The following is a 26,439-nucleotide window of genomic DNA, read 5'->3' as shown; positions in this document are numbered from 1 at the left end:
TCGCACTGGCTCACGGACCCCGCTCCAGCTTATTGTTCTTTGCCAGCAAATACCTCCGGCCAGGTGACGCCACCTGACCGGAGCTTGCTCTACCCCGCCGTTAGCCAGCCGACGATCCGCCGCGCCACGGGGATCGCCAGCAGCGCGGCGGGAAAGGCGAAGCACCAGGCCAGCACCCAATTCGCCAGCCACAGCAGCAGGAAGTCCGGCCGCAGGCCAAGGTTGACCAGGGTCAGCAGCGCCGAGACCACGCCGGCCATGAAAAAGGTCATGACCAGCGGGAAGAGCAGCACCCCGTAGCGGGCCGGGATCACGCCGCCCGCTGCGCTGCGGCCACCGCCGGCGGCGCCGGCCCGCCCGCCATCCAGTCCAGCAGCTCGACGGTATGAACCACCGGCATCCGGTCGCCCGCCAGCTGCGTCAGGCAACCGATATTGCCCGCCGCGATCAGGTCCGCCCCCGTCCGCTCGATGTTGCCGAGCTTCCGCTCGCGGAGCTGCCCTGCGATCTCCGGCTGCAGCAGGTTGTAGGTGCCGGCGGAGCCGCAGCAGATATGCGGCTCCGCCGGCTCCCGCACGGTGAACCCCGCCCGCGCCAGCAGCTGCTTGGGCGCCGCCGTCACCCGCTGCCCGTGCTGGAGCGAGCAGGCCGCGTGATAGGCGACCGTCAGCCCCGGCGCCTCCCGGCTCGGCTGGTAACCGAACTTCACCAGCGCCTCCGAGACATCCATCGCCAGCCCGGCCACCCGCGCCGCCGTCTCGGCCTCCGGCTCTGTCCGGAACATGAAGCCGTAATCCTTCACCGTCGTCCCGCAGCCCGAGGTGTTGATGACGATGCCGTCCAGCCCCTCGCCCGCGATCTCCCGGCTCCAGGCGGCGATGTTGGCCCGCGCCAGCCGCATCGCCGGGTCATGCTGGCCCATGTGGTGATCGAGCGCCCCGCAGCAGCCCTGCTCGCGGGTGATGACCACCTCGATCCCCATCCGCGTCAGCAGCCGGATGGTCGCCTCGTTGATGGAAGGGGCGAGCACCTGCTGCGCGCAGCCCGTCAGCAGCGCCACGCGCCCTCGCCGCTCGCCCTCCGCGCGATGCACCTGCGGCGCCTGCATCGGGCTCGGCGGCGGCAGCGCGCCGGGCGCCAGCCGCAGCATCGCCCGCATCCGCTGCGCCAGCACATGCGCGCCGGGGATCAGCCCCGCCAGCGGCCGCCCGAGCCGCGCCCCGGCAAGCGCCGCCCGGAACCGCTTCGGGTAGGGGAGCACCCCGCTGAGCACCCGCCGCAGCGCCCGCTCATGCCAGGGCCGGTCATAGGTTTCCTCGATGTAGCGCCGCGCATGGTCGACCAGGTGCATGTAGTTCACGCCAGATGGGCAGGTCGTCATGCAGGACAGGCAGGAGAGGCAGCGGTCGACATGCCGCACCACCTCCTCGGTCGCGGGCTTCCCCCCCTCCAGCATGTCCTTGATGAGGTAGATGCGCCCCCGCGGGCTGTCGAGCTCGTCGCCCAGCAACAGGAAGGTCGGGCAGGTGGCGGTGCAGAAGCCGCAATGGACGCAGGTGCGGAGGATGCCGTTGCTTTCCCGCGTGTCGGGGTCCTGCAACTGCTCCGGCGAGAAATGGGTTTGCATGACACAGATATAGGCCGCCCCGTGCGCCCCCGAACAGGGCGAACGAACTCTGCCTCTGCCCCCTTATCTTTGCCCTGGCCGCCCCCGCGCCTCCGCCACCCCGTCGCGGATCAGCGCCTGCATCGCCTGCGCCAGGCAATCGTTGAGCTTGTCCGTCGCCGCCACCTTCTCGTGCCGTCCGGCCCGCTCGATATCGACGATGTCCGCCTCCGCCCAGGCCTGCATCAGGTCCCACCGCCGCAGCACCGGCACGCCATGCGCCGCCGCCGTCAGCCGCAGCGCATCCCGGTAGGCATCGACATTGGCATTGGCCCGGATGAAGCGGGAGAATTGCTGGTCCATCAGCACCGCATCCGCCCCCGCGGCGACGATCCGGCCGAGGCCCTCGTTCAGCTCCTCCACCATCTCGTCGAGGTCGAGGCCACGCACCGCCTCCGCCGTCCCCGCCTGCCAGAGCACCAGGTTGAAGGGCTCCCGCGCCAGCTCGGCGGCGATCATCGCCCCGGTCTCCGCCGTGGTCAGGCCCCGCGCCCCCCGCGTCACCATCTCGAGCCTGATCTGCGGCACCCGCGCCCGGATCAGCGCCTCCAGCCGCGCCGGCCAGGCCGCGCTTGGCCCGCTCGTCCCCGGCCCCAGCACCGAGGCGCTGCCGACGACGAGGATGCGGAGGCTCCCCCCGGTCGCCGCCCTGGCCGTCGCCGGCAGGGCGGCGTTGGCGGCCAGCAGGTCCAGCGGCGCGTCGCAGGCCATGCCGCCGGCCCGCGCAGGATGCGAGGCCAGGAGCAAGCCGAGCAGCAGCAGGACGCGGCCGGCGCCGAGGGTCATGTCACTGTCGTAGAAGACCCAACCGGCGCCCGCAAGCCGGCAGGCAACGAATTCGTTGCGTGATGTGGCGATTCACCATGCTCCCGCATCCGGTACCAGGCGCCGACGATGCCGATCGAAACGAGCGCCGCCAGCCCCGCCAGGTTGACCGCCAGCTGCATCGGCCAGCGATCGTCCATCTCCAGTGCCAGCCGGCCAAGGAAGGCGAGGAAGATGCCGGCGCAGAACACCGGCAGCCCGTGCTGGCCCATCAGCACGAAGGGCGCCGCCGCCCGGCTCCGCAGCCAATGCGCCCCCCGCGGCACTGCATGCCCAACGAGATAGGCCAGGGCGAGGACCGAGAGCAGCCGGAATGGGTGCAGCCCGGTCTTGTCGATGGTGGTCAGCAGGTCGGCCAGCGGCTGCGGCAGCGCCGCCAGCCACTGCTCGCCGTAATCCCCGAGCAGCACGATGCCGAGGCCAAGCACCAGCACCGCCGCCGCCGCCCCGATCAGCAGCGGATGGAAGGGCACCGCCGGCGCCGGCCCCCGCCGCCGCGGCGCATAGCCGAGCAGCGCCCCTGTGAAGAACAGCAGCTGCCAGGCCAGCGGGTTGAAGAACCAGCCCCCCCCGGTCCAGTTCGGCAGGTTGATGTCGAGCACCCGCACCCCGGCATAGGCTAAGCCGGAAAGCCCCAGCAGCAGCAGCGGCCGCCGCAGCAGCGGCAACACCGGCACCAGCATCAGCAGCAGCGCGATGTAGAGCGGCAGGATGTCGAGGAAGGCCGGCTGGAAGCGAAGTAACAAAGCCTGAAGCAACGCAAGATAAGGTTGTTCGCCGAATGCATCGAGGTGCATCTCGTCCAGGTAGGCCGAACTCTCCAGCGCCGCGGCGGAATAGCCGACCTGGGCGGTGAAAACGACGAAGAGGAAGATATGCGCGACGTAGAGGGTGCCGAGGCGCCGCAGCAGCGCCGCCGCCGCGAAGGCCCAGCCCCTGCGGTCCAGCACCGCCCCGTAGGCCAGCCCCGCCGCATAGCCGGCCAGCAGCACGAAGGCCTCCGTGGCGTCGCAGAGCGCGACGTTCCTGAGGGTCAGCCCGCCCAGCCAGTTGCCTGGGATGTGGTCGATCAGGATGAACCACAGGGCGATGCCCCGGAAGACATCGGCCCGGAGGTCGCGGACCGGCTTGCCCGCCACCGGTTGCATGCCCCGGATGAGCCCCCGCATCGCCACCTCCGGGCGCACACATGGCTGCCCTGCGGCCAGGGCGCAAGCCACGCCTTTTCGGGACTGGCGCGCCGCCCCCGCTTGCGGCAGCGTGGGGAGATGCGTGCCCTCCCCCCCGCCTTGCTGCTTGGCCTTGCCCTGCTGCTCACCGGCCCGGTCCCGCTCCGTGCGGAGGAGCCCTGCCCCTCCGCCCCGGCCCAGCGCCTTTCCCTCCCCGCCACCCGCGCCGCGCTCGTCCAGGGCCGGCCGGTGACGGTCATTGCCTTCGGCTCCTCTTCTACCGAGGGCTCCGGCGCCAGCGGCCAGGACCGCACCTACCCCGCCCGGCTCGAGGCCGGGCTCCACGCCGCCCTGCCCGAGGCCCGGCTCACCGTGCTGAACCGCGGCCGCGGCGGCGAGGACGTGACGGAGATGATGGCCCGGCTGGAGGCGGACGTGATCCAGGCCCGTCCCACCCTGGTCATCTGGCAGGCCGGCGCCAATGCGGTGCTGCGCGGCATGGCGCCCGAGGACTTCACCGCCCTGCTGGAGGATGGCATCGGGCGCCTCCGTGCCCGCGGCGTCGATGTCGTGCTGATGGACAGCCAGCGCGCCCCCCGCATCCTGGCCAGCCCGAATTTCGAGCGTTTCGACCGGGCGATCCGCGACACCGCCGCGCGCCTGCACGTCCCGCTTTTCTCCCGCGCCGCGCTGATGGAGGCCTGGGCGGCCGCCGGTACGCCGAGTGCCGAGATGATCGGCCCCGATGGGCTGCACCACAACGACCACGGCTATGACTGCCTGGCCCAGGCCCTCACCCATGCCATGGTGGACGCCGCCGGCCCCCGCCGCATCGCCGGCCGCTGAGGACGGGTTTCCCTTGCCCCCGGTGCCTCGCCGAAGCTATAGGAATATTGTCAAATTCTGACTGCTGCCTCGGCTTCCCCGAACCCAGGCCGGAAGCACCCTCAATCCTTCAAACCCTCAAACTCCACCCAGAAGCCGATGCGATTCAAGGCTCTGGTCCCGCCGGACCTCAACCGGTTTAAGGATTGAAGGCCGCCGGCCTCCCTCGCCCAGAGGCACCACGACCCCGTCGCGGCATGATGCGCCTCGACCTGTGCCGTCAGCGCGTTCCAGTCGGGCGCGAGCGCGCCCACCTGCCGCCGGGCCTGATCGTTGAACACCCAGTGGATGCCGCTCATCCCGCCTTCTCCTGGCGGCATCGCCTAAGCCGTCGGGCTTCCAGCATTCCCCGGCGAGGTGGCGTCGAAGGTCACGTCCTTGCCATGGACGGCATCGAGCGCCGTCGCCGCCCCGCAACCCGTTCCCTACCCGGCGTACATCCTCCCTGGGCTGAGGATGCCCTTCGGGTCCATCACCGCACGGATGCGCTCGCGGATCGCGGCCAGCACCTTGCCCTCCTCCGGCAGCACCGGCACGGCCGCGCGCAGCGGCTCCGGCGCGCGGAACAGGGTGAAGCTGCCGCCCGCCGTCCGCGCCGCCCCCATCACCCGCCGATGGGAGTCGGCCGTCGCCGGCCCTGCCAGCCAGACCAGCCCGCCGCCCCAGTCGAGCAACGCCCGCGGCAGCCCCGCCGCGGCAACCACGCCCGGCCCCGCCGTCGGCTGCACCGAGACGCGCCACACCGCATCCTCGGGCTGGGCGGCGAGCGGCTCCGCCTCGCGGATGCCGCGCCACAACTCGCGGCTTTCCACATCCTCGATCACGGCGGCATCGCCGAACCGCTCCAGCGCCTCGCGCAGTCGGCCCAGGCGATAGGCGACGGATTCGGAAAACTCCTCGATCCGTAGCAGGGCGCGCGGCGCCTCGCCCGCCAGCAGCGCCGCGCCGTTCACCCCATAGGGGCTGCCAAGTCCGGCCGAGAGCGCCCGCACCCCCGTCTCCAGGTCCGGCACGGCGATGGCCAGAGTCCCGCTGCGCTCGGCCGCCGGCAGCACCTTCAGCGTCACCTCGGTGAGGACGCCGAGCGTGCCATGCGCCCCGGTCAGCAGCTTGCAGAGGTCGAGGCCGGTGACGTTCTTCAACACCCGCCCGCCATTGTGGAAGGCCTCGCCCAGCCCGTTCACCGCGCGGATGCCCATGACATGGTCGCGCATCGCCCCGGCGGTGATGCGCCGCGGCCCGGACAGGTTGGTGGCGACGAGCCCGCCGATGCTCGGCCCCTGCCCGCCGCCGAAGATCGCAGCGAGCACCGGCGGCTCGGCGACCACCTGCTGCCCGTGCTCGGCCAGCGCCGCCTCGATCTCCGCCAGCGGCGTCCCCGCACGGGCGGAAAGAATCAGCTCCTGCGGCCGGTAGAGGGTGATGCCGCTGAGGTTGCGCAGCGAGAGCGTCCGCGCCGCCTGCACCGGCCGCAGCATCGCCCGCTTGGTGCCCCGCCCCTCGACCGCCAGCGGCTCGCCCGCCCTGGCAGCCTCGGCGACCGCCGCCGCAACCCCCGCCTCGTCGGCGGGCGCCAGGACGTCGCTCATGCCGCCTGCCGCAGCACCGGGTTGCCCTCGAGCGGAAAGACCTTGGCCGGGTTGAGCAGCCATTGCGGGTCGAAGGCCGATTTCAGCGCCCGCATCTGGTCCAGCTCGAAGGGCGTGAACTGCACCGGCATCAGGTCCCGCTTCTCGACACCGACGCCATGCTCGCCGGTGAGGCAGCCGCCGACCTCGACACAAAGCTTGAGGATGTCGGCGCCGAAGGCCTCTGCGCGGCGAAAGCTCTCGGCATCATTGGCATCGAACATGATGAGCGGGTGCAGGTTGCCGTCCCCGGCATGGAAGACGTTCGCCACCTGCAGCCCGTACTCCGCGCTCATCTCGCCGATGCGGCGCAGCACATGCGGCAGCTCGCCGGTCGGGATGGTGCCGTCCATGCAGAGATAGTCGGGCGAGATGCGGCCGACCGCGCCGAAGGCGCCCTTCCGCCCCTTCCAGATCGCCATGGATTCCTCCACGGTCTGCGCGACCTTGAGGCTGATCGGGTCGAAGCGGGAGCAGATCTCCTTCAGCTTGCCGAGCAGCATGTCCTGCTCCTCGACGCTGCCCTCGACCTCGATGATGAGCATGGCCTCGGCATCCAGCGGGTAGCCGGCATGGGCGAAGGCCTCGCAGGCATGGATGCAGGGCCGGTCCATGAACTCGAGCGCGACGGGGATGATGCCGCTGCCGATGATCGCATCGACCGCCGCACCCGCGATCTCCGTCCCCTTGAAGGCGGCGAGCATCGCCCGCTGCCCCTCCGGCGCATGGAGGATGCGCACCGTCACCTCCGTCACCACGGCGAGCTGCCCCTCGGAGCCGGTCAGCAGCCCGAGCCAGTCATAGCCCGCCGCGTCGAGGTGCCGGCCGCCGAGCTCGACGATCTCGCCCTCGACGGTGACGGCCTTGAGGCCGAGCAGGTTGTTGGCGGTGACGCCGTATTTGAGGCAATGCGCCCCGCCGGAGTTCATCCCGACATTGCCGCCGATCATGCAGGCGAGCTGCGAGGACGGGTCGGGTGCATAGAAGAAGCCGTCGGCGGCGATATGGTTGGTGATGCCGAGATTGGTGACGCCCGCCTCCACCACGGCGAGGCGGTTGGCGTAGTCGACCTCAATGATCCGGTTCATCCGCATCAGCCCGAGCACCACGGAATCCGCCAGCGGCAGCGCCCCGCCGGAGAGGCTCGTCCCCGCCCCGCGCGGCACGACGCGGACGCCGTTGCGGTGGCAGAAGCCGAGGATCGCCGCCACCTCCTCCGTCGTCCGCGGCAGCGCGACGGCCAGCGGCGGCTGGCGATAGGCCGAGAGCCCGTCCGTCTCGTAGGGCTTGACGCGGGCCGGCTCGGTGATGACGCCGTCGCCGGGCAGCAGGGCGCGAAGGCCGGCCAGGATCTCGTCGCGGCGGGCCAGGACATCGGGCTTCGGGGCGGGCAGGTCGATCATGGCGCGCAATCCTCCGTTCCGCTGAAAATGGGCAGATGGGGCGCGTGGGGCAAGCGCCGGGCTTGCTCCGGCGGGGTCGCGGCGTCACTCTCCGCCGCCTTTTCCTCCCGGAGCCTCCCTTGTCCCTGCGCCGCGTCTTCCTGCTGGCCCTCGGCCTACTCGCCATCGCCCCTGCCGCCTTCGCCCAGCTCCGCGAGGGCCGCTACGCGATCGAGGGGCAGAACCCCGACGGCACGCCCTATGAAGGCAGCTTCGAACTGCGCGAGGGGCCGAACGGCGCCTGGCTGGCCCGCTGGCTGGTGGGCAACGCCCAGATCATCGGCCTCGGCCTGATCCAGAGTGGGATGCTGGCCATCTCCTTCGTCGTGGACAACCGGCCGGGCGTCGCGATCTACGGCGTGGAGCCGGATGGCAGCCTGCGCGGCACCTGGACCACCGGCGGCGGACTGGGGACGGAGACGCTCAAGCCCCAATGACGCAGAAAAACCCGCCGCGGCGATGCCGGCGGCGGGTTCGAACCCCTGATGGACGGCCCTGAGGCCGGTGCTTAGCCCTGGCGGGCCTTCAGGCGCGGGTTCTTCTTGTTCAGCACGTAGAGGCGGCCGCGGCGGCGCACCACCACGCAGTTCTTGTCGCGCGTCTTGGCGGTCTTGAGGCTGTTGCGGATCTTCATGACGCGGACTCACTGGCAAGGCGAAGGGGTTGCGGCGGGGGCTCGCACCACCGCCGGGGAGGGCGCGGGATAAGCGAAGCCCCTGCCCGAGTCAATCGCGACCGGCCTCCGCCGCCGCCTGGCGCAGGAAGCCGTCGCGAGTCTGCGGCAGCTTGCGGCCGAGAATCTGCTCCGCCACCTGGGTCCGCAGCACCTGGGCGGTGCCGCCGGCGATGGCGAACATCCGCGCGTCGCGCACCATCCGCTCCAGCGGGTTCTCCCGGCTGTAGCCGGCGGCGCCCCAGAGCTGGAGGGCATTGTTGGTGACCTCGATGGCGGTATCGGCCGCCAGCACCTTGGCCTGGGCGGCGGCCAGCCGGTCGGGAAAGCCCGCCGGCCCGGCGCTGCGCGCGGCGCGCCAGATCAGGGCGCGGGCCGCCTCCAGCTTGATCGACATGTCGGCCAGCATCCAGCCGACGCCCTGGAACTCGGCGATCGGCCGGCCGAACTGGTGCCGCCGCCCGGCATAGTCGAGCGCCTGCCGATAGGCCCCGGCGGCGATGCCGAGGGCCACCGTCGCCGCGCCGACGCGCTGGCCGTTATAGGCATCCATCAGCCGGCCGAAGCCGCGGGCGAAGCCGCCCGGCGGGTGCAGCACCATCGCATCCGGCACCACCAGCCCCTCGAAGCGGATTTCCGCCTCCGGCATGCCCTTCAGCCCCATGGAGGGGATGCGGCGATGGATGACGAGGCCGGGCGGGTCCCGCTCCCCCTCCCGCACCACGAGGAAGCCGCCGATGCCGAGGTCCCGCCCCTCCTCGAAGGCTCGGGCGAAAATCAGGTGCAGGCGGGAAACGCCGCCGCCGGTGATCCAATGCTTCACCCCGTCGATCACCCAGCCGTCGCCGCGGCGGACGGCGCGCGTCGTCATCTCGGTCGCGGCGGAGCCGGCCTCGGGCTCGGTGATGCAGATGGCCGGCTTGTCGCCTCCGAGCACAAGCCCGGCGGCGAGGCGGCGCTGCTCCGGGCTGCCATAGGCCATGACGGCGCCAAGCGCGCCCATGTTGCTCTCGACCGCGATGCGGCCGCAAACGGCGCAGGCAGCCGACAGCTCCTCGATCACCAGCGCGGCGTCGAAATAGGAGAGGCCCGGCCCGCCCCATTCGCGCGGGATGGTCAGGCCCATCAGCCCGGCCTCCCGCATGCGGTGGACCATGGGCCAAGGGTATTGCTCGGTGCGGTCGGTGGCGGCGGCCTGGGCGGCGGCCTCCTGCGCCACTTCCCGCGCCCGGTCGCGGAGGCGTGCCTGGTCCGCGGTCAACCCGTCCATGTCGTTTGCTCCCCGGTGCTTGCCGACAGGGTTAGGCCGCCTGAAGCGCCGCCGCAATGGCAGGCGCAAGGCCACGGAACTCCGCCGCGCGCGGGCTGGTCGGGCGCCAGGCGAGAGCGAGGCTGCGGCTCGGCGGGGCGCCGCCCTCCGGCTCCAGCGGGCGGATGTCGACCGCGGCGCCGGCGAGCACGCCGCCCTCGACCGCGATCTGCGGCAGCAGGGTCACGCCGAGGCCGCCGGCGACCATCTGCACCAGGGTATGGAGCGAGGTGGCGGCGATGCCGTCCTCGGCCGGCAATACCCCGCGCGGCAGGCCGCAGGCGTCGAGCGCATGGTCGCGCAGGCAATGCCCATCCTCCAGCAGCAGCAGCCGCTCGGCGCCGAGCGCGGCGACCGGCACCCGCTCCTTCGCCGCCAGCCGATGGCCGGCGGGGACCGCGGCGAGGAAGGGGTCGTCGGCGATCGGCAGCGTCTCGGCCTCGCCGCAGGCGCAGGGAAGCGCGAGCAGCAGCAGGTCGAGCCGCCCCGATTCGAGCTGAGTGACCAGCCGATCCGTCTGGTCCTCGCGCAGCCAGAGGCGGAGGCGGGGGAAGGCCCCACGCAAGGCCGGCATCAGCCGCGGCAGCAGGAAGGGGCCGATCGTCGGGATGATGCCGAAGCGCAAGGGGCCGGAAAGCGGGTCCCGCGCCGCCGCTGCCGTCTCCGCCACCGCCTCGAGCGCCGACAGGGCGGTGCGGGCGCGGCCCACCACCTCCAGCCCGAGCGGGGTGAAGACCGGCCGCTTGGCCGAGCCGCGCTCCAGCAGATGGGCATCGAGCTGGCGCTCGAGGGCGATGATGCCGGCCGAGAGGGTCGATTGCGTCACCGCGCAGGCAGTGGCCGCGCGGCCGAAATGGCCATGGTCGGCGAGCGCCAGCAGGTAGCGGAGCTGCTGCGGGCTGGGGAGGGAGAGCATGGCGGGGAGATGGCCCGATTGATCGACCCCGTCAATCGAAACAGCGAAAACTATTCATTGGACCGATTTGCTGCATTGCGTCATAAGCGGCAGCGAGCCAAGGGCACCTGTCCCGTTGGTTCCGTTTATGACCCTGGCCATAACCTGAGGGGATATCCTGCATGCTGACCGTCGGCGACAAGTTCCCGTTCTTCGCCCTGACCGCCGTGAAGGCCGGCCCCGAGGGCCTCGCCGGCCCCGGCAAGTCCTTCACCGAGATCACCTCCCAGTCCGATGCCGGCAAGTGGAAGGTCGTCTTCTTCTGGCCGAAGGACTTCACCTTCATCTGCCCGACCGAGATCGCGGCCTTCGGCAAGCTGGCCGGCGAGTTCGCCGACCGTGACACCGTGGTCTACGGCGCCTCGACCGACAGCGAGTTCGTCCACCTGAACTGGCGCGTCTACAACGAGGACATCAAGAACCTCGAGATCCCGATGCTGGCCGATGTGAAGCGCGAGCTTTCCGAGGCGCTGGGCATCCTCCACAAGGACGAGGGCGTGGCGCTCCGCGCGACCTTCATCGTCGACCCGGACGGCACCATCCAGTGGGCCTCGGTGAACGGCCTCAATGTCGGCCGCAACCCGCAGGAAGTGCTCCGCGTGCTCGACGCCCTTCAGACCGACGAGCTCTGCCCCTGCAACTGGAACAAGGGCCAGGAGGCCCTCGACGCCCAGAAGCTGTTCGAGAAGGCCGCCTGATCTGGCCGAGGGGGGCGTCCAGCCCCCCTCACCCCCCCTCCCGCACGGGAGAGGGTCGGCCGAACGGACCGGCTGCGGTCCGCTCCGCTCACCCTCGATACAAAAGCCTCGGAAGGAGCCAAGCCATGTCGCTGGAAGCCCTGCGCAACCGCCTGCCCGACTATGCCAAGGACCAGAAGCTGAACCTCGGCAGCCTCTCGACCGAGCCGGTGCTGACCGAGCAGCAGCGCGCCGGCACCTTCGTCGTCTCCGCACTCGCCTCCCGCAACCCGGAGGTGATCCGCGACATCCTCGCCGAATTCGGCCCGAAGCTGAGCCCGGAGGCGCTGAACGCCGCCAAGGCCGCGGCCTCGATCATGGGGATGAACAACATCTACTACCGCTTCACCCACCTGGTCGTCGGCGACTACAACACCATGCCGGCCAAGCTGCGGATGAACGTCATGGCGAAGCCGGGCGTCGAGAAGGTGGATTTCGAGCTGTGGTCGCTCGCCGTCTCCGCCATCAACGGCTGCGGCATGTGCATGGAAGCGCATGAGAAGACGCTGCTGACGCATAGTGTCTCGAAGGAGGCCATCCAGGCCGCCGTCCGCATCGCCGCCGTGGTGCATGCGACGGCCGCGACCCTCGATGGCGAGGCCGCGCTGGCGGCCTGATTCATGGCGCCTTAACCCGACTGGCCCATCCTCGGACCTGAAACCGAGGATGGGGAGCGCCCTGAGTGAGTCCTGACGGCGTCGATACCATCGCCTTGGCCGCTCCACTCAAGACGGCGGATCGGGAGCTTTTTCTGACCTTCGCCCTGGCCGCAGCGGAGTTGCTGGTGGAGGTGACGCCGGAAGGCCGCATCGGCTTCGCCGCCGGCGCCTTCCAGAGCCGCCTTGGCCAGCCGCCCGAGGCCTGGATCGGCCAGCCGGTGCGGCAATTGGTGGCGCTGGCCGACCGGGCTACCTTCGATGCCCATTTCGGCCTGCTCCTCGCCAGGGATCGGATGGCGCCGACGGGCTTCCGCCTGAACGATGCCGCGGGCACGCCGGTCTCGATCGGTGGGTTGCGGCGGTCTCGGGAGGACTGCCACAGCTTCTGCATCAGCATCGCCCCCACGCCGCAATGGGCGGCGCGGCCTGTGCTGGCCGATGCGGCGGAGTTCCGCCGTAGCCTGGAGACGGACGGGGCCGCGGGCCAGTTCGGCCTGATCGAGATCACCGCGGCAAAGCCCGAGGTCGCGGCGGTGATCGACGAGCACCTGACGGGCGCCTTGCCGCCCAGCAGCCGCGCCGGCGCGCTCGGCCCCGGCCGCTATGGCGTGATCGGCCAGGGGGTGGACCCCGGCGCGGTCGGGCGGCAGCTCGAGGGCCTGTTGCAGGAAGCCGGGCACGCCGCCTCGGTCAATGCCACCAGCCTGCCGCTGGAGGCGCCGGGCCTCACGCCAATGCAGGCGACGCGGGCGCTGCGCTATGCCCTTTCCGCCTTCAACCGCGGCGGCGTGGCGGGGGTGGTGGAGGCCGGGTTCGACAAGGGGCTGAACGGCTTCGTGGCCCATGCCTATACCCGCGCCGCGGGGCTGCGTCAGGCCATTGCCGAAAGCCGCTTCCGCCTTGCCTTCCAGCCGATCGCCTCGCTCTCGACCGGGCAGACGCATCACTACGAGGCGCTGATGCGGCCGGAGCCGGGCGGCGAGGCGCCGCAGGACCCGCAGCAATTCGTGCTGCTGGCCGAGGCGCTCGGGCTGTCGGCGGAGCTGGACTGGGCGGTGCTGCGCAGCGTCTGTGCCGCCGCGCGCCTCGCCCGCAACACCCGGATCGCCGCCAACATCTCCGGCCTGTCGCTGCAGAGCCCGAGCTTCCGCGGCGCCCTGCTCGCCATGCTCGATACCGAGCCCTTGCTGACCGACCGGCTGATGCTGGAGATCACCGAGAGCGCGGAAATCGAGAACGAGACGGAGGCCGGCCGCAGCGTCGCCGCGCTCCGCACGCGCAGCCTGCCGCTCTGCATCGACGACTTCGGCGCGGGCGCCGCGACCTACCGCTATCTGCGGCTGCTGCGAGTCGATTACGTGAAGATCGACGGCGCCTATGTCCGCCACGCCAGGCGCAGCGAGAAGGACCGCGCCATCATCGCCTCCATGGTCGACCTGGCGCATGGGCTCGGCGCGCAGGTGGTTGCCGAGCATATCGAGACGGAGGAGGAGGCCGGGCTGATGCGGACGCTCGGCGTGGAACTCGGCCAGGGCTGGCTGTTCGGCCGGCCCGGGCCGTTGCCGGGGCGGGGGTAGTCCCCCTCCCCGTTCAGGCGACGCGGTGGGGCGGCTCGGTGCCCTTGAGGAGGACGGCGTCCAGGTTCTCGAGGGCGCGGTTGCCCATGGCATCCCGCACCTCGATCGTGGCGCTGCCGAGATGCGGCAGCAGGGCGACGTTCTCGAGCGTCAGGTAGCCGGGGTTCACCTTCGGCTCGCCGTCATAGACATCGAGGCCGGCGGCGCGGATATGGCCCGACCGCAGCGCGGCGATCAGCGACTCGTCATGGACGGAGACGCCGCGGCCGCTGTTCACGACGAGGCTGCCTTCCTTCATCTTGGCGATGCGCTCGGCGTTCAACCAGTGGCGGTTGGCATCGCCGCCCGGCACATGCATCGAGATGATATCGATGGCGCCGAGGAAGCTGTCCTCGTTGTCGTGGTAGATGGCGCCCTGCTCCAGCTCGGGCGGCAGCTTCTGGATGTCGCGGTAGTGGATCTCCATGCGGAAGCCGCGGGCCATCGCCGCCAGCTCCCGCCCGATCCGGCCGAAGCCGAGGATGCCGAGCCGCTTGCCCTCCAGCGTCACGCCGAGCAGCTGGGTCGGGGCCCAGCCCTTCCATTGCCCGGCGCGGACCATGCGCTCGCCCTCGCCGGCGCGGCGGGCGGCCATCAGCATCAGGGTGAATGCGGTCTCGGCGGTGGCGAAGCTCAGCACATCCGGCGTGTTCACCACGACGATGCCGCGGGCCTTGGCGGCGGCAAGGTCGATATGGTCGAAGCCGACGCTGAAGGTGGCGATGACCTTCACACTCTCGGGCAGGGCCTCGATGCATGCGGTGCCCAGCGCGTCGCCGGCGGCGCCGAAGATGCCGGCGGCGCCCACCTCCTTCGCGCGGCGGGCGATCTCGGCGCCGTCGGTGGCCCACATCTCGTCCTGCGGGTTCAGCCGGGCGTCGTAGTCGCGGGCGGCGCGGGCCTCGATGGCCTCGGGCAGCTTGCGGGTGACCAGCAGGACGGGCTTCGGCATGGGGGACGTCTCCTCGGTTGGGCCTGTCTTACCACCCGGGCGGCGTCTTGCCAGCCGGGGCGGCCAAAGGCAGGGTCGCGCCATTCGGATAAGGGAGCGGGACGGATGGATCTCGGATTGAAGGGCCGTCGCGCCCTGGTCATGGGCGGCACCAAGGGGCTCGGCCGGTCGATCGCCGATGCGCTGGCGGCCGAGGGCGCGGCGCTGGTCATCAGCGGGCGCGACCAAGGCCGGCTCGACGAAGCGGCGGCGGCGCTGAAGGCGGCCGGCGCTGCCTCGGCCAGCGGCGTCGTCGCCGATGTGGCAACCTCGGCCGATATGGACCGGCTGGCCGATTCCGCCGTCGCCGCCATGGGGGGCGTCGACATCCTGGTGCTGAACCATGGCGGGCCGCCGCCCTGCACCGCCTCGCAGATCACCGAGCCGGCGCTGCAGGAGTGGTTCCAGCATATCGTCGTCTCGCCGATCCGCATCACCAACCGGCTGCTGCCGGCGATGCGGGAGCGGGGCTGGGGCCGGGTGATCGTCGTCGGCAGCACGGGGATGCAGCACCCGATCCCGACGCTGGCGCTGTCCAACACGCTGCGCGCCTCGATCTGGGGCTGGCTGAAGACGCTCTCGGGCGAGGTGGCGCCGGATGGGGTGACGATGAACGTCCTCGCCCCCGGCACCATCCAGACCGACCGGGTGACCCAGACCAGCACGGCACGGGCGAAGCAGAAGAACATCAGCCTGGAGGAGGCGCTGGCCGAGGCCGCCGCCGAGATCCCGGCCGGACGGCTCGGCCTGCCTGCCGATTACGGGCCGATGGGCGCCTTCCTCGCCAGCGAGCGCGGCGCCTACATTACCGGCAGCATGATCCGGGTGGATGGCGGCCGCGTGCGGGGCATGGTCTGAGCCGAGACGAAGTGGCGCGGGACTTGCACTCCGCGCCACGGCAAGGAGTGATTGGATGCTGCCGAACCTGACCCCGGATGTGGACCTCGCCGACAGGCTCTTCGCCGAATTGCGGGCGCGGAGCTTCGACGGGGTCGGCGTCACCCGGGATGCCTATGGGCCGGGCGAGCGGATGGCCCATGCGCTGGTCAAGGAAGCGGCAGAGGCGATCGGATTGGAGAGCAAGGCCGATCCGGTCGGCAACCTCTACCTCACCTTGCCGGGGGCCGACCGGGGGGCGAAGCAGGTCATCCTCGGCAGCCATCTCGACAGCGTGCCGCAGGGCGGCAATTTTGACGGCGCCGCGGGGGTGCTGGCCGGGCTCGCCGCCGTCGCAGGGATGAAGCGGGCGGGCTTCACCCCGGCGCGCGACATCACCGTCATGGTGACCCGGGCCGAGGAGGCTGGGGCCTGGTTCCCGACCAGCTATCCCGGCAGCCGCGGCGCGCTCGGGATGCTGGCGCCCGAGGAGCTGGCCGTGAAGCGGATGGACAACGGCCGGGCGCTTGCCGACCACATGCGGGAGGAGGGCTTCGACCCCGGCTTCGTCGAACGCGGCGGGCGGGTGCTGGGGCCGGACAACGTCGCCGCCTATCTCGAGGTCCATATCGAGCAGGGGCCGGTGCTGGATGCCGAGGAGGTCCCGGTCGGCATCGTCACCGGCATCCCCGGCAGCCGCCGGCTGCGGGCAGCCCGCGTGCTCGGCGAGTACAACCATTCGGGCGGCACGCCGCGGAAGTACCGCCGCGATGCCGCCATCGCGCTCGCCGAACTGGCGGTCTCCCTCGACGAGGCCTGGTGCCGCCTGGATGCGGAGGGGCGTCCCATGGTCTGCACCTTCTGCACCCTGGCGACCACGGCCGAGGCGGGCTTCACCAAGATCGCCGGCGAGGCGCGCTTCATGCTCGACGTGCGCAGCGTCGACTTGCGCAACTGCGACCGGCTCTTCGAGGTGCTGCACAACAAGGTGGCGGAGATCGAGGCGCGGCGCGGCGTGCGCTTCGAGCTCGGCGCCGAGGGCGGCAGCAAGCCGGCGCTGATGGATGCCGGCGTGCAGGAGGGGCTGCGGCGCGCGGCAGGCGCCCTCGGCATCCCGGCCAAGGTGATGGCCTCGGGTGGCGGGCATGATGCGGGGGCCTTCGCCAATGCCGGCATCCCGGCGGGGATGCTCTTCGTCCGCAACCAGAACGGCAGTCACAATCCGCATGAGGCCATGCGGATGGAGGATTTCGAGAAGGCGTGTGCGGTCGCGCAGCGCTTCGCAGCGGAGTATGGAGCTTGAGTGCAAAGCTGGCCGTCGACATTGGCGGCACCTTTACCGACCTCGCCGTCGAAACCGAGGAGGGCCGCTGGACTGCCAAGGTGCTGACCACCCCTTCGGCGCCGGAGCGCGGCGTGTTGGAGGGCGTGCGGGTCGTGCTGGAGAAGGCGGCGCTGAACCCGGCCGACATCGCCCTCGTCATCCACGGCACGACGCTCGCCACCAATGCCGTCATCGAGCGCAAGGGCGCGAAGACGGCGCTGCTGACGACGGAGGGCTTCCGCGACGTCCTCGCGCTGGGCAATGAAAGCCGCTACGACCAGTACGACCTGAACATCGAGCTGCCGCAGCCGCTGGTACCGCGCCGCTGGCGCCTGCCCGTCACGGAGCGGCTGGACAATACCGGCAAGGTCCTCGCGCCGCTCGATGCAGCCGCCGTCGAGCGGCATGTCGCCTTCATGCGGGAGGAGGGGATCGAGGCGCTGGCCATCGGCTTCCTCCATGCCTTCGTCAATCCAGCGCATGAGCAGCAGGCGGCCGGGATCGTCCAGCGGCTCTGGCCGGAGCTGCGGATCTCGCTCTCCTCCGAGGTCTCGCCCGAGATGCGGGAGTGGGAGCGCTTCTCCACCACCGTCGCCAATGCCTATGTGCAGCCGCTGATGGCGAGCTACCTGAAGCGGCTGGAGGTCGGGCTGCGCGAGGCGGGGCTCGCCTGCCCGCTCTTCATGATGCTCTCGGGCGGCGGGCTCACCTCGCTCGAGACGGCGGCGCGCTTCCCGATCCGGCTGGTGGAGAGCGGTCCGGCGGGCGGCGCCATCTTTTCCGCCCATGTGGCCCGGCAGCGCGGGCTGACCGAGGTGTTGTCCTTCGACATGGGCGGTACCACGGCCAAGGTCTGCCTGATCGACAGCTACCAACCCCAGGCCAGCCGCACCTTCGAGGTGGCGCGGGTCGGCCGGTTCAAGAAGGGCTCCGGCCTGCCGCTGCGCATCCCGGTGATCGAGATGGTGGAGATCGGCGCGGGCGGCGGCTCGATCGCGGCCGTCGACAGCATGGGGCGCATCACCGTCGGGCCGGAGAGCGCGGGCGCCGATCCAGGCCCGGCCTGCTACGGCCGCGGCGGCGGCAAGCCCGCGGTGACGGATGCCAACCTCACCCTCGGCCGCTACGACCCGCTGCTCTTCGCCGGCGGCAACCTCCGCCTGCACCCGGAGCCAGCGCGGGATGCGCTGGCGGCGGCGGTCGGCGGGCGGCTCGGGTTGTCGGCCGAGATGGCAGCGCTCGGCGTGATCGAGATGGTCGATGAGAACATGTCGAACGCGGCCCGCGTCCATGCGATCGAGAGCGGCAAGGGCTTCGGCGGGCGGACCATCATCGCCTTCGGCGGCGGCGGGCCGGTGCATGGCTATCGCGTGGCCGAGAAGATCGGGGTGAAGCGGCTGCTGGTGCCGAGCGGCGCGGGCGTCGGCAGCGCCATCGGCTTCCTGCGCGCGCCGGTCGCCTATGAGGTGGTGAAGAGCCTCTACCAGCGTTTTGCGAGTTTCGACGTGGTGGCGGTGAATGCGCTGCTCGCCGGCATGTCGGCCGAGGCGGCGCGGGTGGTGGCGGAGGGCAGCTTCGGCGCGCCGACCACCGAGGGACGCATCGCCTATATGCGCTATGTCGGGCAGGGGCATGAGATCGCCGTGACGCTGCCGGCGCGCGACCTGACCGCCGATGACGTGCCGGCGATCCGCGCCCTCTACGACGAGGAATATTCCCGCTTCTACGACCGCCCGGTGCCTGGCAGCGATGTCGAGATCATGAGCTTCGCCGTCACCGTGGCGACGCTGGTGGACGAGGTGGCGCCGGCCGCCGAGGTCGAGGATGCGCCCGCCCCCTCCCCCATTCGCCATCAGGCGGTGCGGGACACGGCGACGGGCGAGGTGGCGGATTGGGCGGTCTACGACCGCGAGACCATGGCGCCGGGCGCGACCCTGCGCGGCCCCTGCATCGTGGCGGAGGCGGAGACCAGCACGCTGGTCGGGCCCGGCTGGACCTGCCGGATGGATGGACTTGGCTATCTCGACCTGGTGCAGGAGGCGTGACCGTGAAAGAGACCGGGGCACTTGCGACGATCCAGCGCCAAATCCAGTGGAATCGCCTCATCGCGGTGGTCGAGGAACAGGCGCAGACCATGATCCGCACCGCCTTCAGCACCACGGTGCGCGAGGCGGGCGACCTGTCGGCCGGCATCTTCGACCTGCAGGGTCGCATGCTGGCCCAGGCGGTGACGGGCACGCCGGGCCATGTGAACTCGATGATGGAGTCGGTCGGGCATTTCCTGGCGAAGTTCCCCGCCGAGACCATGCAGCCGGGCGACCACTACATCACCAACGACCCCTGGCTCGGCACCGGGCATCTGCATGACCTCACCGTGGTCACGCCGGCCTTCCGCAATGGCAAGATCGTCGGGCTCTTCGCCAACACCGCGCATATCATCGATATCGGCGGGCTCGGCATGGGGCCGGAGGGGCGGAGCGTCTTCGAGGAGGGGCTCTACATCCCGATCGTGAAGTGCTTCGACCGGGGGCGACCGAACGAGACCTTCTTCGACTTCCTGCGCGCCGGCAGCCGCACGCCGGTGGAGCTGGAGGGCGATGTCTACTCCCTCTGCGCCTGCAACGATGCCGGCGCCAAGCGGCTCGTCGAGATGATGGACGAGTTCGGCATGGAGAGCATCGATCCGCTCGCCGAGTACATCTTCGAGAGTTCGCTGCATGCGACGCTGGAGGAGATCAGGAAGCTCCCGCGCGGCACCTATGGCGGGCAGATCAGGTCGGACGGCTATGAGTTCGAGGTCACGCTGCAGGCGGCGATGACGATCGGGGAGGACCGGATCACCGTCGACTATGCCGGAACTTCCGGCCTCTCGACGCGCGGGATTAACGTGCCGCCGGCCTATTGCCGGGCCTATTCTTGCTTCGGAATCAAATGCGTGGTCGCGCCCGAGATCCCGAACAACTGGGCCTCGCTCAGCCCTTTCCACATGGTGATCCCGGAAGGCTGCATCCTCAATGCGCCGCGGCCCTATCCGGTCTCGGTTCGCCATGTCGTCGGTCAATTGCTGCCGGACCTGATGATGGGCTGCCTGCACCAGGCGGTGCCGGACCGGGTGAATGCGGAGGGCTCCTCGGCTCTATGGAATCCGCCCTTGCGCGGCGGCAGCCAGGTCTCCGGCCAGAATGCCGAGACCGAGGATTTCGAGATCATCACCTTCAACTCCGGCGGCACCGGCGCACGGCCGACCAAGGACGGGCTGGACGGCATCGCCTTCCCCTCCGGCGTCCGGACCATGCCGGTGGAGGCGACGGAGAACGTCGCGCCGGTGATCTTCTGGCGGAAGGAGCTGCGGCCCGATTCCGCCGGCGCCGGCCGCACTCGCGGCGGCTTCGGCCAGGTGATGGAGATCGGCGCCAAGGGCGATGCAGAATTCGCCGTCAACGCCATCTTCGACCGCGTCGCCAACCCGCCGAAGGGGCGCGAGGGCGGTGGCGAGGGCGCGGGCGGCTGGGTCGGTCTGAACGATGCCAACGGCACGCCGCTCAGGACCAAGGGGTTCCAGGTGATCCCCAAGGGGCGGCGGCTGCTGCTGAAGCTGCCGGGCGGCGGCGGCATGGGCGACCCCAAGGCGCGCGACCCAGAGCTGGTGAAGCGCGACGTGGCGGATGGGCTCATCACCCGCCAGGCGGCGCGGGAGATCTACGGCGTCGAGGTCTGACGCCGCAGCCCCGGATCAGGTCCGCACGAGGGGGCAGCCGCCCTCGCTGAGGGGGCGGAAGGCCTCCTCGGCGCCGACGCTGCCGATCAGCCGGTAGTAGTCCCAGGCGCCCCGGCTCTCGCCGGGCGCCTTAACCTCGAAGAGATGGGCCGGGTGGATCTTCCGCCCGTCCTCCCGCAGCTTGCCAGGGCCGAAGCAGTCGTCGTCGGTCGGCATCGCCTTCATGCGCTGCACCACCTCGAGGCCGCTCGCCTTGGCCCGCTCGACGCCCAGGTCACCCACCGCCTTCAGGTAGTGCAGCACACCGGAATAGGTGCCGGCATGTTCCTGGTTCGGGTAGTTGTTGGGCGTCTTCTGCTTCACCCGCTCGAGGAAGGCGCGGGTGCGGTCGTTCAGGTCCCAGTAGTAGGTCTCGCAGACCGTCAGCCCCTGCGCCGTCTCGAGGCCCATGGCGTGGATGTCGGTGATGAACATCGGCGTCCCGACCAGCCGGGCGCGCCGCGTCACGCCGAACTCACGCGCCTGCTTGATGCAGCTGATCATGTCGGCGCCCGCCATCAGCAGCCCCACCACCTTGGCGCGGCTCGCCTGGGCTTGCACCAGGAAGGAGGAAAAGTCCGAGGTGCCCGGGAAGGGGAAGCGCGCCGCGCCCAACACCTTGCCTCCGGCGGCGCCGATGAAGCGCGTCAGGTCCCGCTCCATCTGGTGGCCGAAGGCGTAGTCGGCGGTGACGAAGTACCAGCTGTCGCCGCCGCTCTTCACCGTCGCCTGGCCGACCGAATTTGCCAGCATCCAGGTATCGGCCGTCCAGTGGACGGTGTTGGCGGAGCAGCGCTCGCCGGTGATGACGGCGCTCAGCGCGCCGCTGTTCATCTGGACCTTGTTCTTCTCCTGCACCAGCCCGGCAAGCGCCAGCGCGATGGCGGAGTGGTTGACCTCGCAGATCATGTCCACGCCGCGCTGGTCGATCCATTGCCGGGCGATGGCCATGGCGACGTCGGGCTTGTTCTGGTGGTCGCCCTGCAGGATCTCGACCTGGATGCCACGGGCGGCGAGGCCGGAATCCTCGACCGCCTGCTGCGTGCAAGCGACGGAGGTGGGGCCGGAGGTGTCGCGGTAGGAGCCGGAGAAATCGGCCAGCACGCCAATGCGGATGGGCTGGGCGGCGCCCTGGGCCCGTACCCCGCCGGCCGTGGCCAGCGTGGTGCCGAGGCCGGCCAGCAGCCGCCGGCGGTCGAGTTCGATCATGATCCGTCCCTCTCCTTTGCCGGGAAGACTGCCGCGCGGGGCGGAGCATGGCAATTCGGGCCCGGCACGCCTTCCCCCCGGCCCGGCGGAGGGGTAACCCTGGGGAACCGAACCCGACCCGGGAGACCCGCTCCGATGGCCCTGCGCTGCGACCTCATCATCCGCGACGCCACCCTCTTCGACGGCACCGGCGGGCCGCGCCGGGTGGGCGATGTCGGCGTCACCGGGGAGCGGATCGTGGCGGTCGGCGATCTCGGCGGCGCCAGCGCCGACCGCGAGGTGATCGCCACCGGCCGCGCGGTCGCGCCGGGCTTCATCGACGCGCATACGCATGACGACCGCGCCGTGCTCTGCGGGCCCTCCTGCCTACACTGCAAGTCGAGCCAGGGCGTCACCACCGTGGTCGTCGGCAATTGCGGCGTCTCGCTCGCACCGCTGCGGATCACGGGGGACCGGCCGCCGCCGCCGCTCGACCTGGTGGGCGACAGCGGCTTCGCCTTCGACAGCTTCGGCGAGTATGCCCAGGCGCTCAAGAAGACCCCGGCGGCGGTGAACACCTATGCCCTCGTCGGCCACCAGACTCTGCGCTACCGCGTCATGGGCGAGGACCTCTACCGGCCGGCGCGGGACGCCGAGATAGCAAAGATGCGGCAGATGGTTGCCGAGGCACTGGCCGAGGGCGCCTCCGGCTTCTCCACCGGCCTCTGGTACAAGCCCAACATGCACGCGACGACGGAGGAGGTGATCGCCGTCGCCGAGCCGCTGCGCGCCGCGGGCGGCATGTACTTCACCCATATGCGCGACGAGGCGGACCGCGTCTGCGCCTCCATCGAGGAGACGCTGAAGATCGGCAAGAAGGTCGGCGTGCCGGTCTGGATCAGCCACCACAAATGCTCGATGCCGGAGAATTACGGCCGCAGCGTGCAGACGCTGGCGCTGCTGGAAGCCAGCGCCTCGCTGCAGGAAGTTGCCTACGACATGTACCCCTATCCGGCCGGCTCCACCGTGCTGATGCCGGACCGGCTGCGGGAGGATGTGCGGGTGATCATCACCTGGTCGGTGCCGCATCCGGAATTCGCCGGCAAGGACCTCGCTGAAGTGGCCCGCAACTGGAACATGGACCAGCGCGCCGCGGCGGAGAAGCTGAGCCCGGCCGGCGCCATCACCTTCCAGATGGATGAGGAGGATGTCCGCCGGATCATGGCGCACCCGATGTCGGTCATCGGCTCGGACGGCATCCCGCATGACGAGCATCCGCATCCCCGTCTCTGGGGCACCTTCCCGCGCGTGCTCGGCTTCTACTCGCGCCAGCTCGGCCTGCTCGACATGGAGACGGCGATCCACAAGATGACCGGCCGCACCGCCTCGCTCTTCGGCATGGTGGACCGCGGCGTGCTGAAGCCCGGGGCCTATGCGGACCTCGTGCTGTTCGACCCGCACCGGGTCATCGACCGTGCGACCTTCGAGAATCCGAAGCAGGAATCGGAGGGGATCGAGGAGGTCTGGACCAATGGCGTGCCGACCTTCCGTGCCGGCCAGGGCCTCACCGGCGAGACGCCGGGCCGGCTGATCCGCCGCCACCGCGCGTGACCGAGGCGGAGGCGGCGGCCGGCAAGCTCCCCGTGCAGCGGGGCACGCTGCTGCGGGCGGCGCTGCTCGGGGGGGGCCTCCTCGCCATGGTCGCGGCGGCCGCCTGGCTCGGCGGGCGGAAGGAGGCGACGTCCCCGCTCGAGCGCTTCCAGCGGCTCGGTCCGGCCGGGGCGGCGGCGGCGCTCAAGGCGGAGCTGGTGCGGGACTTCCCGGCCGGTACGCCGGTGACGCCGCTGATCCAGCGGCTGCAAGGGCTCGGGCTCAACTGCACGCAGCGGGTGGGATGGGACTGCGTCCTCGCCTTCCGCACGGAAGGGCAGCGGAGCGCGCTGCTGCGCGCCACGGTCGCAGTGGCCGGCGAGCGCATCCTCCATATCGAGACAGCGGCGGAAAGCCGCAGCTAGAGGGGCAGGACATGGCCACGGCCGCGGACCGGATCGTTGAATTCCTCGCCACGCAGGGCATCGACCGCGCCTTCTGCGTGCCCGGCGAGAGCTACATCGCCCTGCTCGATGCGCTGCACGGCTCGGCGATCGACCTCGTCACCTGCCGGAGCGAGGGCGGGGCGGGCTTCATGGCGGTGGCTGATGCGAAGCTCACCGGGCGGCCGGGGGTGGTGCTGGTCTCGCGCGGCCCCGGCGCCTGCAACGCCGCCATCGCCGTCCATACGGCGGAGCAGGATGCGGTGCCGCTGATCCTGCTGATCGGCCAGGTGGAGCGGCGGGACCTGAGGCGCAACGCCTTCCAGGAGATCGACTACGCCAACATGTTCCGCGGCGTCGCCAAATGGGTCGGCGAGGCGACGGATGCTGAGCAGGTGCCGGAGCTGATCGCCCGCGCCCATGCGATGGCCATGGGCGGCGTGCCGGGCCCGGTGGTGCTCGCCCTGCCGGAGGACCTGCTGGCGATGGACTGCGCCGCGCCGCCAATGCCCGCGACGCTGCCGGGGGCCGTGGCGCCCTCCCCCGCCGATGCGGCGCGGCTGGCGGCGCTGCTGCGCGGGGCGGAGCGGCCGATCCTGCTGGCCGGCCACGGATTCGAGGCCGAGGGCGGGCGCGAGGCGCTACGCACCTTCGCCGAGGCCTGGCAACTGCCGGTCGCCGTCTCCTTCCGGCGGCAGGACCTCTTCCCCAACCGGCATCCGCTCTATGCGGGCGATCTCGGCCTGCGCAACCCGGATGCGCAACGGGCGGCCTTCGCCGAGGCCGACCTCGTGCTGGCGCTCGGGACGCGGCTGACCGACATCACCACCCAGGGCTGGAGCTGGCCGGCACCGGGGCAGCGGCTGGTGCATATCTGCGCCGATCCGCGCTTCCTTGGCTGGCTTTTCCCGGCGGAGATGGCACTCGCCGCCGATGCGCGGGCGACCATCGCGGCGCTCGCGGCCGAGGTGCCGGGCGCACCGGCCGGGCGCGGCGCCTGGGCGGCGCGGCTGCACGACCTGCACCTCTCCGACTGCCAGGTGACGCCGCGCGCCTGGCCGGACGGCGTCGCCTTCGCTGAGGTGGCGAAGCTGATCGAGCGGATGGCACCGGCCGATGCCATCGTCGCCCTCGATGCCGGCACCTTCGGGGCCCCCTTCTACCGCAAGACAGGCTGGACGCCGCCGCAGCGGCTGCTGGCCCCCGTCTCCGGCGCCATGGGCTTCGGCGTGCCGGCCGCCGTCGCCGCCGCGCTGCGCCACCCGGAGCGGCGGGTGATCGGCCTCGTCGGCGATGGCGGGGCGCTGATGACGGGGGGCGAGTTCGCCGTCGCCGTGGCCCGCGGGGCGCCGATGACGCTGATCCTTTCCGACAACGGCAGCTACGCCAGCATCCGCATCCACCAGGAGCGGGCGCATCCCGGGCGGGTTTCCGGCACTGGCCTGGTCAACCCGGATTTCGCCGCCTGGTGCGCGGCCTTCCGGGTGCCGGTGACGGTGGTGGAGGGCCAGGGGGACCTGCCGGCGCTGGAGGCGGCGCTGCGGGTGCCGGGACCATCGGCGGTGATGGTGCGGACCTCGCTGGAGGCGGTGCTGCCCCGTCGGTAGCCGCGTCCATCCGCTGCCAGTCGCCGGCGGCCTCGCGGGCGGCGACCTCCTCGGCCAGCAGGGCGAGCACCAGCGCCGTGGCGCGGGAAGGCGCGCGGTCGGTCGGCAGGGCGAGGACCACCTGCCGGCGCGGCACCGGCCGGACCAGCGGGGCGGAGCAGAGGCGGCCGGCCGCCTCTTCCTCGCGGATGGCCGAGCGGGGCAGCACCGCCTCGCCGATGCCGCTCACCACCAGCTCCTTCAGCACACCGAAGCTGTCGGCTTCGAAAGCGACGTTGAGGGCGATACGGGCGCGGCCGGCGGCGGCCTCGACGATGCGGCGGAGGCCGTGCTGGCGGCTCGGCATCACCAGCCGGCGGCCCGCGAGCGCGGCGAAGGGCACGGGCTCCGGCCCGATGCCGCTGCCGGCGGCGCCGACCAGCACCATCTCCTCGATCAGCAGCGGCGTGACGCGGAGGTGCAGCGCCGGTGCCGGGCCATAGAGCAGGGTCGCATCGGTGACGCCGCGCTGAACCCATTCGACCAGATGGCCGGTATAGCCCTCGACGATGCGGAGCGAGAGCGCGGGATGCTCGAGCGCCACCCGCCGCGCCAGCGGCCCGGCGAGGACGGTGGCGATGGTCGGCATCATCCCCAGCGCCACCTGCCCGGCGACGGCGCCCGCGAGGCTGCGGACCTCGTCGATGGCGCGCTCCAGCTGGCGCACCGGGCCGTCGATGCGCTCGAGCAGCGCCATGCCCGCCTCGGTGAGCTGCATCCCCCGTCCGTGACGGGCGAAGAGAGGCAGGCCGATCTCCGCCTCCAGCAGGCGGATCTGGCGGGAAAGCGCCGGCTGGGCCAGGTGCAGCCGGTCCGCGGCGCGGCTGAGCGAACCGGAATCGGCGACCTCGCGGAAGGTGCGGAGCTGCTTTAGGTCCATCCTCGCAGCCTATAACGCGCCGTTATGGCTGCCATCGCTGATTTCGAATTCCGTGAACCCTCCCCGAGGCCCAGATTGGCGATGATTGCCGGAGCCCGGACCGCGCTCAGAGCGACTTCCGCTCGACCGCGTTCGCGGACGCCGTTCTGGCTTTTTGTTTTGAGCGAGCAAACCTCCTCC

Annotated in this window: 24 protein-coding genes and 1 pseudogene; 12 read left to right on the top strand and 13 right to left on the bottom strand. The window is 71.2% G+C overall.

Annotation, left to right across the window (positions count from 1 at the left end):
• Positions 1–89: 89 nt before the first annotated feature.
• The 4 genes from LH62_RS12645 to LH62_RS12630 all read right to left on the bottom strand — a co-directional run bounded on the left by LH62_RS12645 (position 90) and on the right by LH62_RS12630 (position 3,660).
• Positions 90–314, bottom strand: coding sequence for a DUF2798 domain-containing protein (locus tag LH62_RS12645; RefSeq protein ID WP_052214345.1), 225 nt, complete (start codon positions 312–314; stop codon positions 90–92).
• On the bottom strand, positions 311–1,627 hold the full coding sequence (gene glcF, locus LH62_RS12640) for a glycolate oxidase subunit GlcF (protein ID WP_043361729.1): 1,317 nt from the start codon (positions 1,625–1,627) through the stop codon (positions 311–313). Before glcF ends, LH62_RS12645 begins: the two co-directional genes overlap by 4 nt.
• 63 nt (positions 1,628–1,690) lie before the next feature.
• Positions 1,691–2,452, bottom strand: coding sequence for an SGNH/GDSL hydrolase family protein (locus LH62_RS12635; protein WP_052214343.1), 762 nt, complete (start codon positions 2,450–2,452; stop codon positions 1,691–1,693).
• The gene (locus LH62_RS12630; RefSeq protein ID WP_052214341.1) at positions 2,449–3,660 is read right to left on the bottom strand and encodes an OpgC family protein; all 1,212 of its coding nucleotides are present in this window, start codon (positions 3,658–3,660) and stop codon (positions 2,449–2,451) included. The genes LH62_RS12635 and LH62_RS12630 overlap by 4 nt, the downstream gene beginning before the upstream one ends.
• A 99-nt stretch (positions 3,661–3,759) precedes the next feature.
• Between LH62_RS12630 and LH62_RS12625 the strand changes: the two genes are divergently transcribed.
• Positions 3,760–4,506 carry an SGNH/GDSL hydrolase family protein gene (locus LH62_RS12625; protein WP_043361726.1) on the top strand — a complete coding sequence of 249 codons (747 nt, stop codon included), beginning with the start codon at positions 3,760–3,762 and terminating at the stop codon, positions 4,504–4,506.
• Positions 4,507–4,607: 101 nt separating this feature from the next.
• On the opposite strand, the gene LH62_RS12620 is transcribed toward LH62_RS12625, so the two are convergent.
• The 3 genes from LH62_RS12620 to LH62_RS12610 form a co-directional block, all read right to left on the bottom strand.
• Complete coding sequence (locus tag LH62_RS12620) at positions 4,608–4,844, bottom strand: hypothetical protein (protein WP_043361725.1); 237 nt, start codon at positions 4,842–4,844, stop codon at positions 4,608–4,610.
• A 126-nt stretch (positions 4,845–4,970) separates the two neighbouring features.
• On the bottom strand, positions 4,971–6,134 hold the full coding sequence (locus tag LH62_RS12615; RefSeq protein WP_043361722.1) for an FAD-binding protein: 1,164 nt from the start codon (positions 6,132–6,134) through the stop codon (positions 4,971–4,973).
• Complete coding sequence (locus LH62_RS12610) at positions 6,131–7,576, bottom strand: FAD-linked oxidase C-terminal domain-containing protein (RefSeq protein WP_043361720.1); 1,446 nt, start codon at positions 7,574–7,576, stop codon at positions 6,131–6,133. The genes LH62_RS12615 and LH62_RS12610 overlap by 4 nt, the downstream gene beginning before the upstream one ends.
• 119 nt (positions 7,577–7,695) lie before the next feature.
• Between LH62_RS12610 and LH62_RS12605 the strand changes: the two genes are divergently transcribed.
• Positions 7,696–8,052 carry a hypothetical protein gene (locus LH62_RS12605; protein ID WP_043361717.1) on the top strand — a complete coding sequence of 119 codons (357 nt, stop codon included), beginning with the start codon at positions 7,696–7,698 and terminating at the stop codon, positions 8,050–8,052.
• A 71-nt stretch (positions 8,053–8,123) separates the two neighbouring features.
• On the opposite strand, the gene ykgO is transcribed toward LH62_RS12605, so the two are convergent.
• The 3 genes from ykgO to LH62_RS12590 all read right to left on the bottom strand — a co-directional run bounded on the left by ykgO (position 8,124) and on the right by LH62_RS12590 (position 10,513).
• Positions 8,124–8,249, bottom strand: a complete 126-nt coding sequence (ykgO, locus tag LH62_RS12600; RefSeq protein ID WP_043337704.1) for a type B 50S ribosomal protein L36 — start codon at positions 8,247–8,249, stop codon at positions 8,124–8,126.
• Between the two features lie 91 nt (positions 8,250–8,340).
• A complete protein-coding gene (gene acdA / locus LH62_RS12595) occupies positions 8,341–9,558 on the bottom strand; it encodes a 3-sulfinopropanoyl-CoA desulfinase (protein WP_043361714.1) in 1,218 nt (405 codons plus the stop codon).
• 31 nt (positions 9,559–9,589) lie between these two features.
• Positions 9,590–10,513: a hydrogen peroxide-inducible genes activator gene (locus LH62_RS12590; protein WP_043361713.1), complete on the bottom strand. Its 924-nt coding sequence runs from the start codon at positions 10,511–10,513 to the stop codon at positions 9,590–9,592.
• 161 nt (positions 10,514–10,674) lie between these two features.
• Between LH62_RS12590 and LH62_RS12585 the strand changes: the two genes are divergently transcribed.
• The 3 genes from LH62_RS12585 to LH62_RS12575 all read left to right on the top strand — a co-directional run bounded on the left by LH62_RS12585 (position 10,675) and on the right by LH62_RS12575 (position 13,525).
• A complete protein-coding gene (locus tag LH62_RS12585) occupies positions 10,675–11,250 on the top strand; it encodes a peroxiredoxin (protein ID WP_043361711.1) in 576 nt (191 codons plus the stop codon).
• 125 nt (positions 11,251–11,375) lie between these two features.
• Entirely contained in the window at positions 11,376–11,906 is a 531-nt protein-coding gene (locus LH62_RS12580; protein ID WP_043361709.1) for a carboxymuconolactone decarboxylase family protein, read from the top strand.
• Between the two features lie 65 nt (positions 11,907–11,971).
• The gene (locus LH62_RS12575; RefSeq protein WP_043361706.1) at positions 11,972–13,525 is read left to right on the top strand and encodes an EAL domain-containing protein; all 1,554 of its coding nucleotides are present in this window, start codon (positions 11,972–11,974) and stop codon (positions 13,523–13,525) included.
• 13 nt (positions 13,526–13,538) lie between these two features.
• On the opposite strand, the gene LH62_RS12570 is transcribed toward LH62_RS12575, so the two are convergent.
• Positions 13,539–14,516, bottom strand: coding sequence for a D-glycerate dehydrogenase (locus LH62_RS12570; RefSeq protein ID WP_043361704.1), 978 nt, complete (start codon positions 14,514–14,516; stop codon positions 13,539–13,541).
• A gap of 105 nt (positions 14,517–14,621) precedes the next feature.
• Between LH62_RS12570 and LH62_RS12565 the strand changes: the two genes are divergently transcribed.
• Genes LH62_RS12565 through LH62_RS12550 form a run of 4 tightly spaced genes read left to right on the top strand, consistent with a single transcriptional unit; the run spans position 14,622 to position 20,473 of the window.
• A complete protein-coding gene (locus tag LH62_RS12565) occupies positions 14,622–15,413 on the top strand; it encodes an SDR family oxidoreductase (RefSeq protein ID WP_043361701.1) in 792 nt (263 codons plus the stop codon).
• Positions 15,414–15,468: 55 nt separating this feature from the next.
• Positions 15,469–16,734, top strand: a complete 1,266-nt coding sequence (locus LH62_RS12560; RefSeq protein ID WP_043361698.1) for a hydantoinase/carbamoylase family amidase — start codon at positions 15,469–15,471, stop codon at positions 16,732–16,734.
• The gene (locus LH62_RS12555; RefSeq protein ID WP_043361697.1) at positions 16,731–18,800 is read left to right on the top strand and encodes a hydantoinase/oxoprolinase family protein; all 2,070 of its coding nucleotides are present in this window, start codon (positions 16,731–16,733) and stop codon (positions 18,798–18,800) included. Before LH62_RS12560 ends, LH62_RS12555 begins: the two co-directional genes overlap by 4 nt.
• 2 nt (positions 18,801–18,802) lie before the next feature.
• Positions 18,803–20,473 (top strand): hydantoinase B/oxoprolinase family protein, encoded by a 1,671-nt coding sequence (locus tag LH62_RS12550; RefSeq protein WP_043361696.1) that lies wholly within the window; start codon positions 18,803–18,805, stop codon positions 20,471–20,473.
• Between the two features lie 15 nt (positions 20,474–20,488).
• On the opposite strand, the gene LH62_RS12545 is transcribed toward LH62_RS12550, so the two are convergent.
• Complete coding sequence (locus LH62_RS12545; protein WP_082012535.1) at positions 20,489–21,721, bottom strand: ABC transporter substrate-binding protein; 1,233 nt, start codon at positions 21,719–21,721, stop codon at positions 20,489–20,491.
• Between the two features lie 135 nt (positions 21,722–21,856).
• Between LH62_RS12545 and LH62_RS12540 the strand changes: the two genes are divergently transcribed.
• From LH62_RS12540 to LH62_RS31995, 3 genes are read left to right on the top strand one after another with little or no spacing between them, the layout of a single operon-like run.
• Positions 21,857–23,311, top strand: coding sequence for an amidohydrolase family protein (locus LH62_RS12540; RefSeq protein ID WP_043361695.1), 1,455 nt, complete (start codon positions 21,857–21,859; stop codon positions 23,309–23,311).
• Entirely contained in the window at positions 23,308–23,715 is a 408-nt protein-coding gene (locus LH62_RS12535; RefSeq protein ID WP_043361693.1) for a hypothetical protein, read from the top strand. The genes LH62_RS12540 and LH62_RS12535 overlap by 4 nt, the downstream gene beginning before the upstream one ends.
• Positions 23,716–23,726: 11 nt before the next feature.
• Positions 23,727–25,340: a thiamine pyrophosphate-binding protein gene (locus tag LH62_RS31995; RefSeq protein WP_043361690.1), complete on the top strand. Its 1,614-nt coding sequence runs from the start codon at positions 23,727–23,729 to the stop codon at positions 25,338–25,340.
• A gap of 55 nt (positions 25,341–25,395) precedes the next feature.
• Here the strand turns inward: LH62_RS31995 and LH62_RS29335 are convergent.
• Positions 25,396–26,259: pseudogene (locus LH62_RS29335) on the bottom strand (LysR substrate-binding domain-containing protein); the annotation flags it as partial.
• Positions 26,260–26,439: the final 180 nt, after the last annotated feature.

Source organism: Belnapia sp. F-4-1 (assembly GCF_000802185.1).
Classification (GTDB): domain Bacteria; phylum Pseudomonadota; class Alphaproteobacteria; order Acetobacterales; family Acetobacteraceae; genus Belnapia.
The sequence above is the reverse complement of the archived record's forward strand: the minus strand, read 5'-3'. Positions and strand labels throughout refer to the sequence as shown.

Bases quoted from the DNA above. Each gene is read 5' to 3' on its own strand.
- glcF (WP_043361729.1), bottom strand. From the start codon at position 1,627: ATGCAAACCCATTTCTCGCCGGAGCAGTTGCAGGACCCCGACACGCGG.
- LH62_RS12635 (WP_052214343.1), bottom strand. From the start codon at position 2,452: ATGACCCTCGGCGCCGGCCGCGTCCTGCTGCTGCTCGGCTTGCTCCTG.
- LH62_RS12630 (WP_052214341.1), bottom strand. From the start codon at position 3,660: ATGCGGGGGCTCATCCGGGGCATGCAACCGGTGGCGGGCAAGCCGGTC.
- LH62_RS12625 (WP_043361726.1), top strand. From the start codon at position 3,760: ATGCGTGCCCTCCCCCCCGCCTTGCTGCTTGGCCTTGCCCTGCTGCTC.
- LH62_RS12620 (WP_043361725.1), bottom strand. From the start codon at position 4,844: ATGAGCGGCATCCACTGGGTGTTCAACGATCAGGCCCGGCGGCAGGTG.
- LH62_RS12615 (WP_043361722.1), bottom strand. From the start codon at position 6,134: ATGAGCGACGTCCTGGCGCCCGCCGACGAGGCGGGGGTTGCGGCGGCG.
- LH62_RS12610 (WP_043361720.1), bottom strand. From the start codon at position 7,576: ATGATCGACCTGCCCGCCCCGAAGCCCGATGTCCTGGCCCGCCGCGAC.
- ykgO (WP_043337704.1), bottom strand. From the start codon at position 8,249: ATGAAGATCCGCAACAGCCTCAAGACCGCCAAGACGCGCGACAAGAAC.
- acdA (WP_043361714.1), bottom strand. From the start codon at position 9,558: ATGGACGGGTTGACCGCGGACCAGGCACGCCTCCGCGACCGGGCGCGG.
- LH62_RS12590 (WP_043361713.1), bottom strand. From the start codon at position 10,513: ATGCTCTCCCTCCCCAGCCCGCAGCAGCTCCGCTACCTGCTGGCGCTC.
- LH62_RS12585 (WP_043361711.1), top strand. From the start codon at position 10,675: ATGCTGACCGTCGGCGACAAGTTCCCGTTCTTCGCCCTGACCGCCGTG.
- LH62_RS12580 (WP_043361709.1), top strand. From the start codon at position 11,376: ATGTCGCTGGAAGCCCTGCGCAACCGCCTGCCCGACTATGCCAAGGAC.
- LH62_RS12570 (WP_043361704.1), bottom strand. From the start codon at position 14,516: ATGCCGAAGCCCGTCCTGCTGGTCACCCGCAAGCTGCCCGAGGCCATC.
- LH62_RS12565 (WP_043361701.1), top strand. From the start codon at position 14,622: ATGGATCTCGGATTGAAGGGCCGTCGCGCCCTGGTCATGGGCGGCACC.
- LH62_RS12560 (WP_043361698.1), top strand. From the start codon at position 15,469: ATGCTGCCGAACCTGACCCCGGATGTGGACCTCGCCGACAGGCTCTTC.
- LH62_RS12545 (WP_082012535.1), bottom strand. From the start codon at position 21,721: ATGATCGAACTCGACCGCCGGCGGCTGCTGGCCGGCCTCGGCACCACG.
- LH62_RS12540 (WP_043361695.1), top strand. From the start codon at position 21,857: ATGGCCCTGCGCTGCGACCTCATCATCCGCGACGCCACCCTCTTCGAC.
- LH62_RS31995 (WP_043361690.1), top strand. From the start codon at position 23,727: ATGGCCACGGCCGCGGACCGGATCGTTGAATTCCTCGCCACGCAGGGC.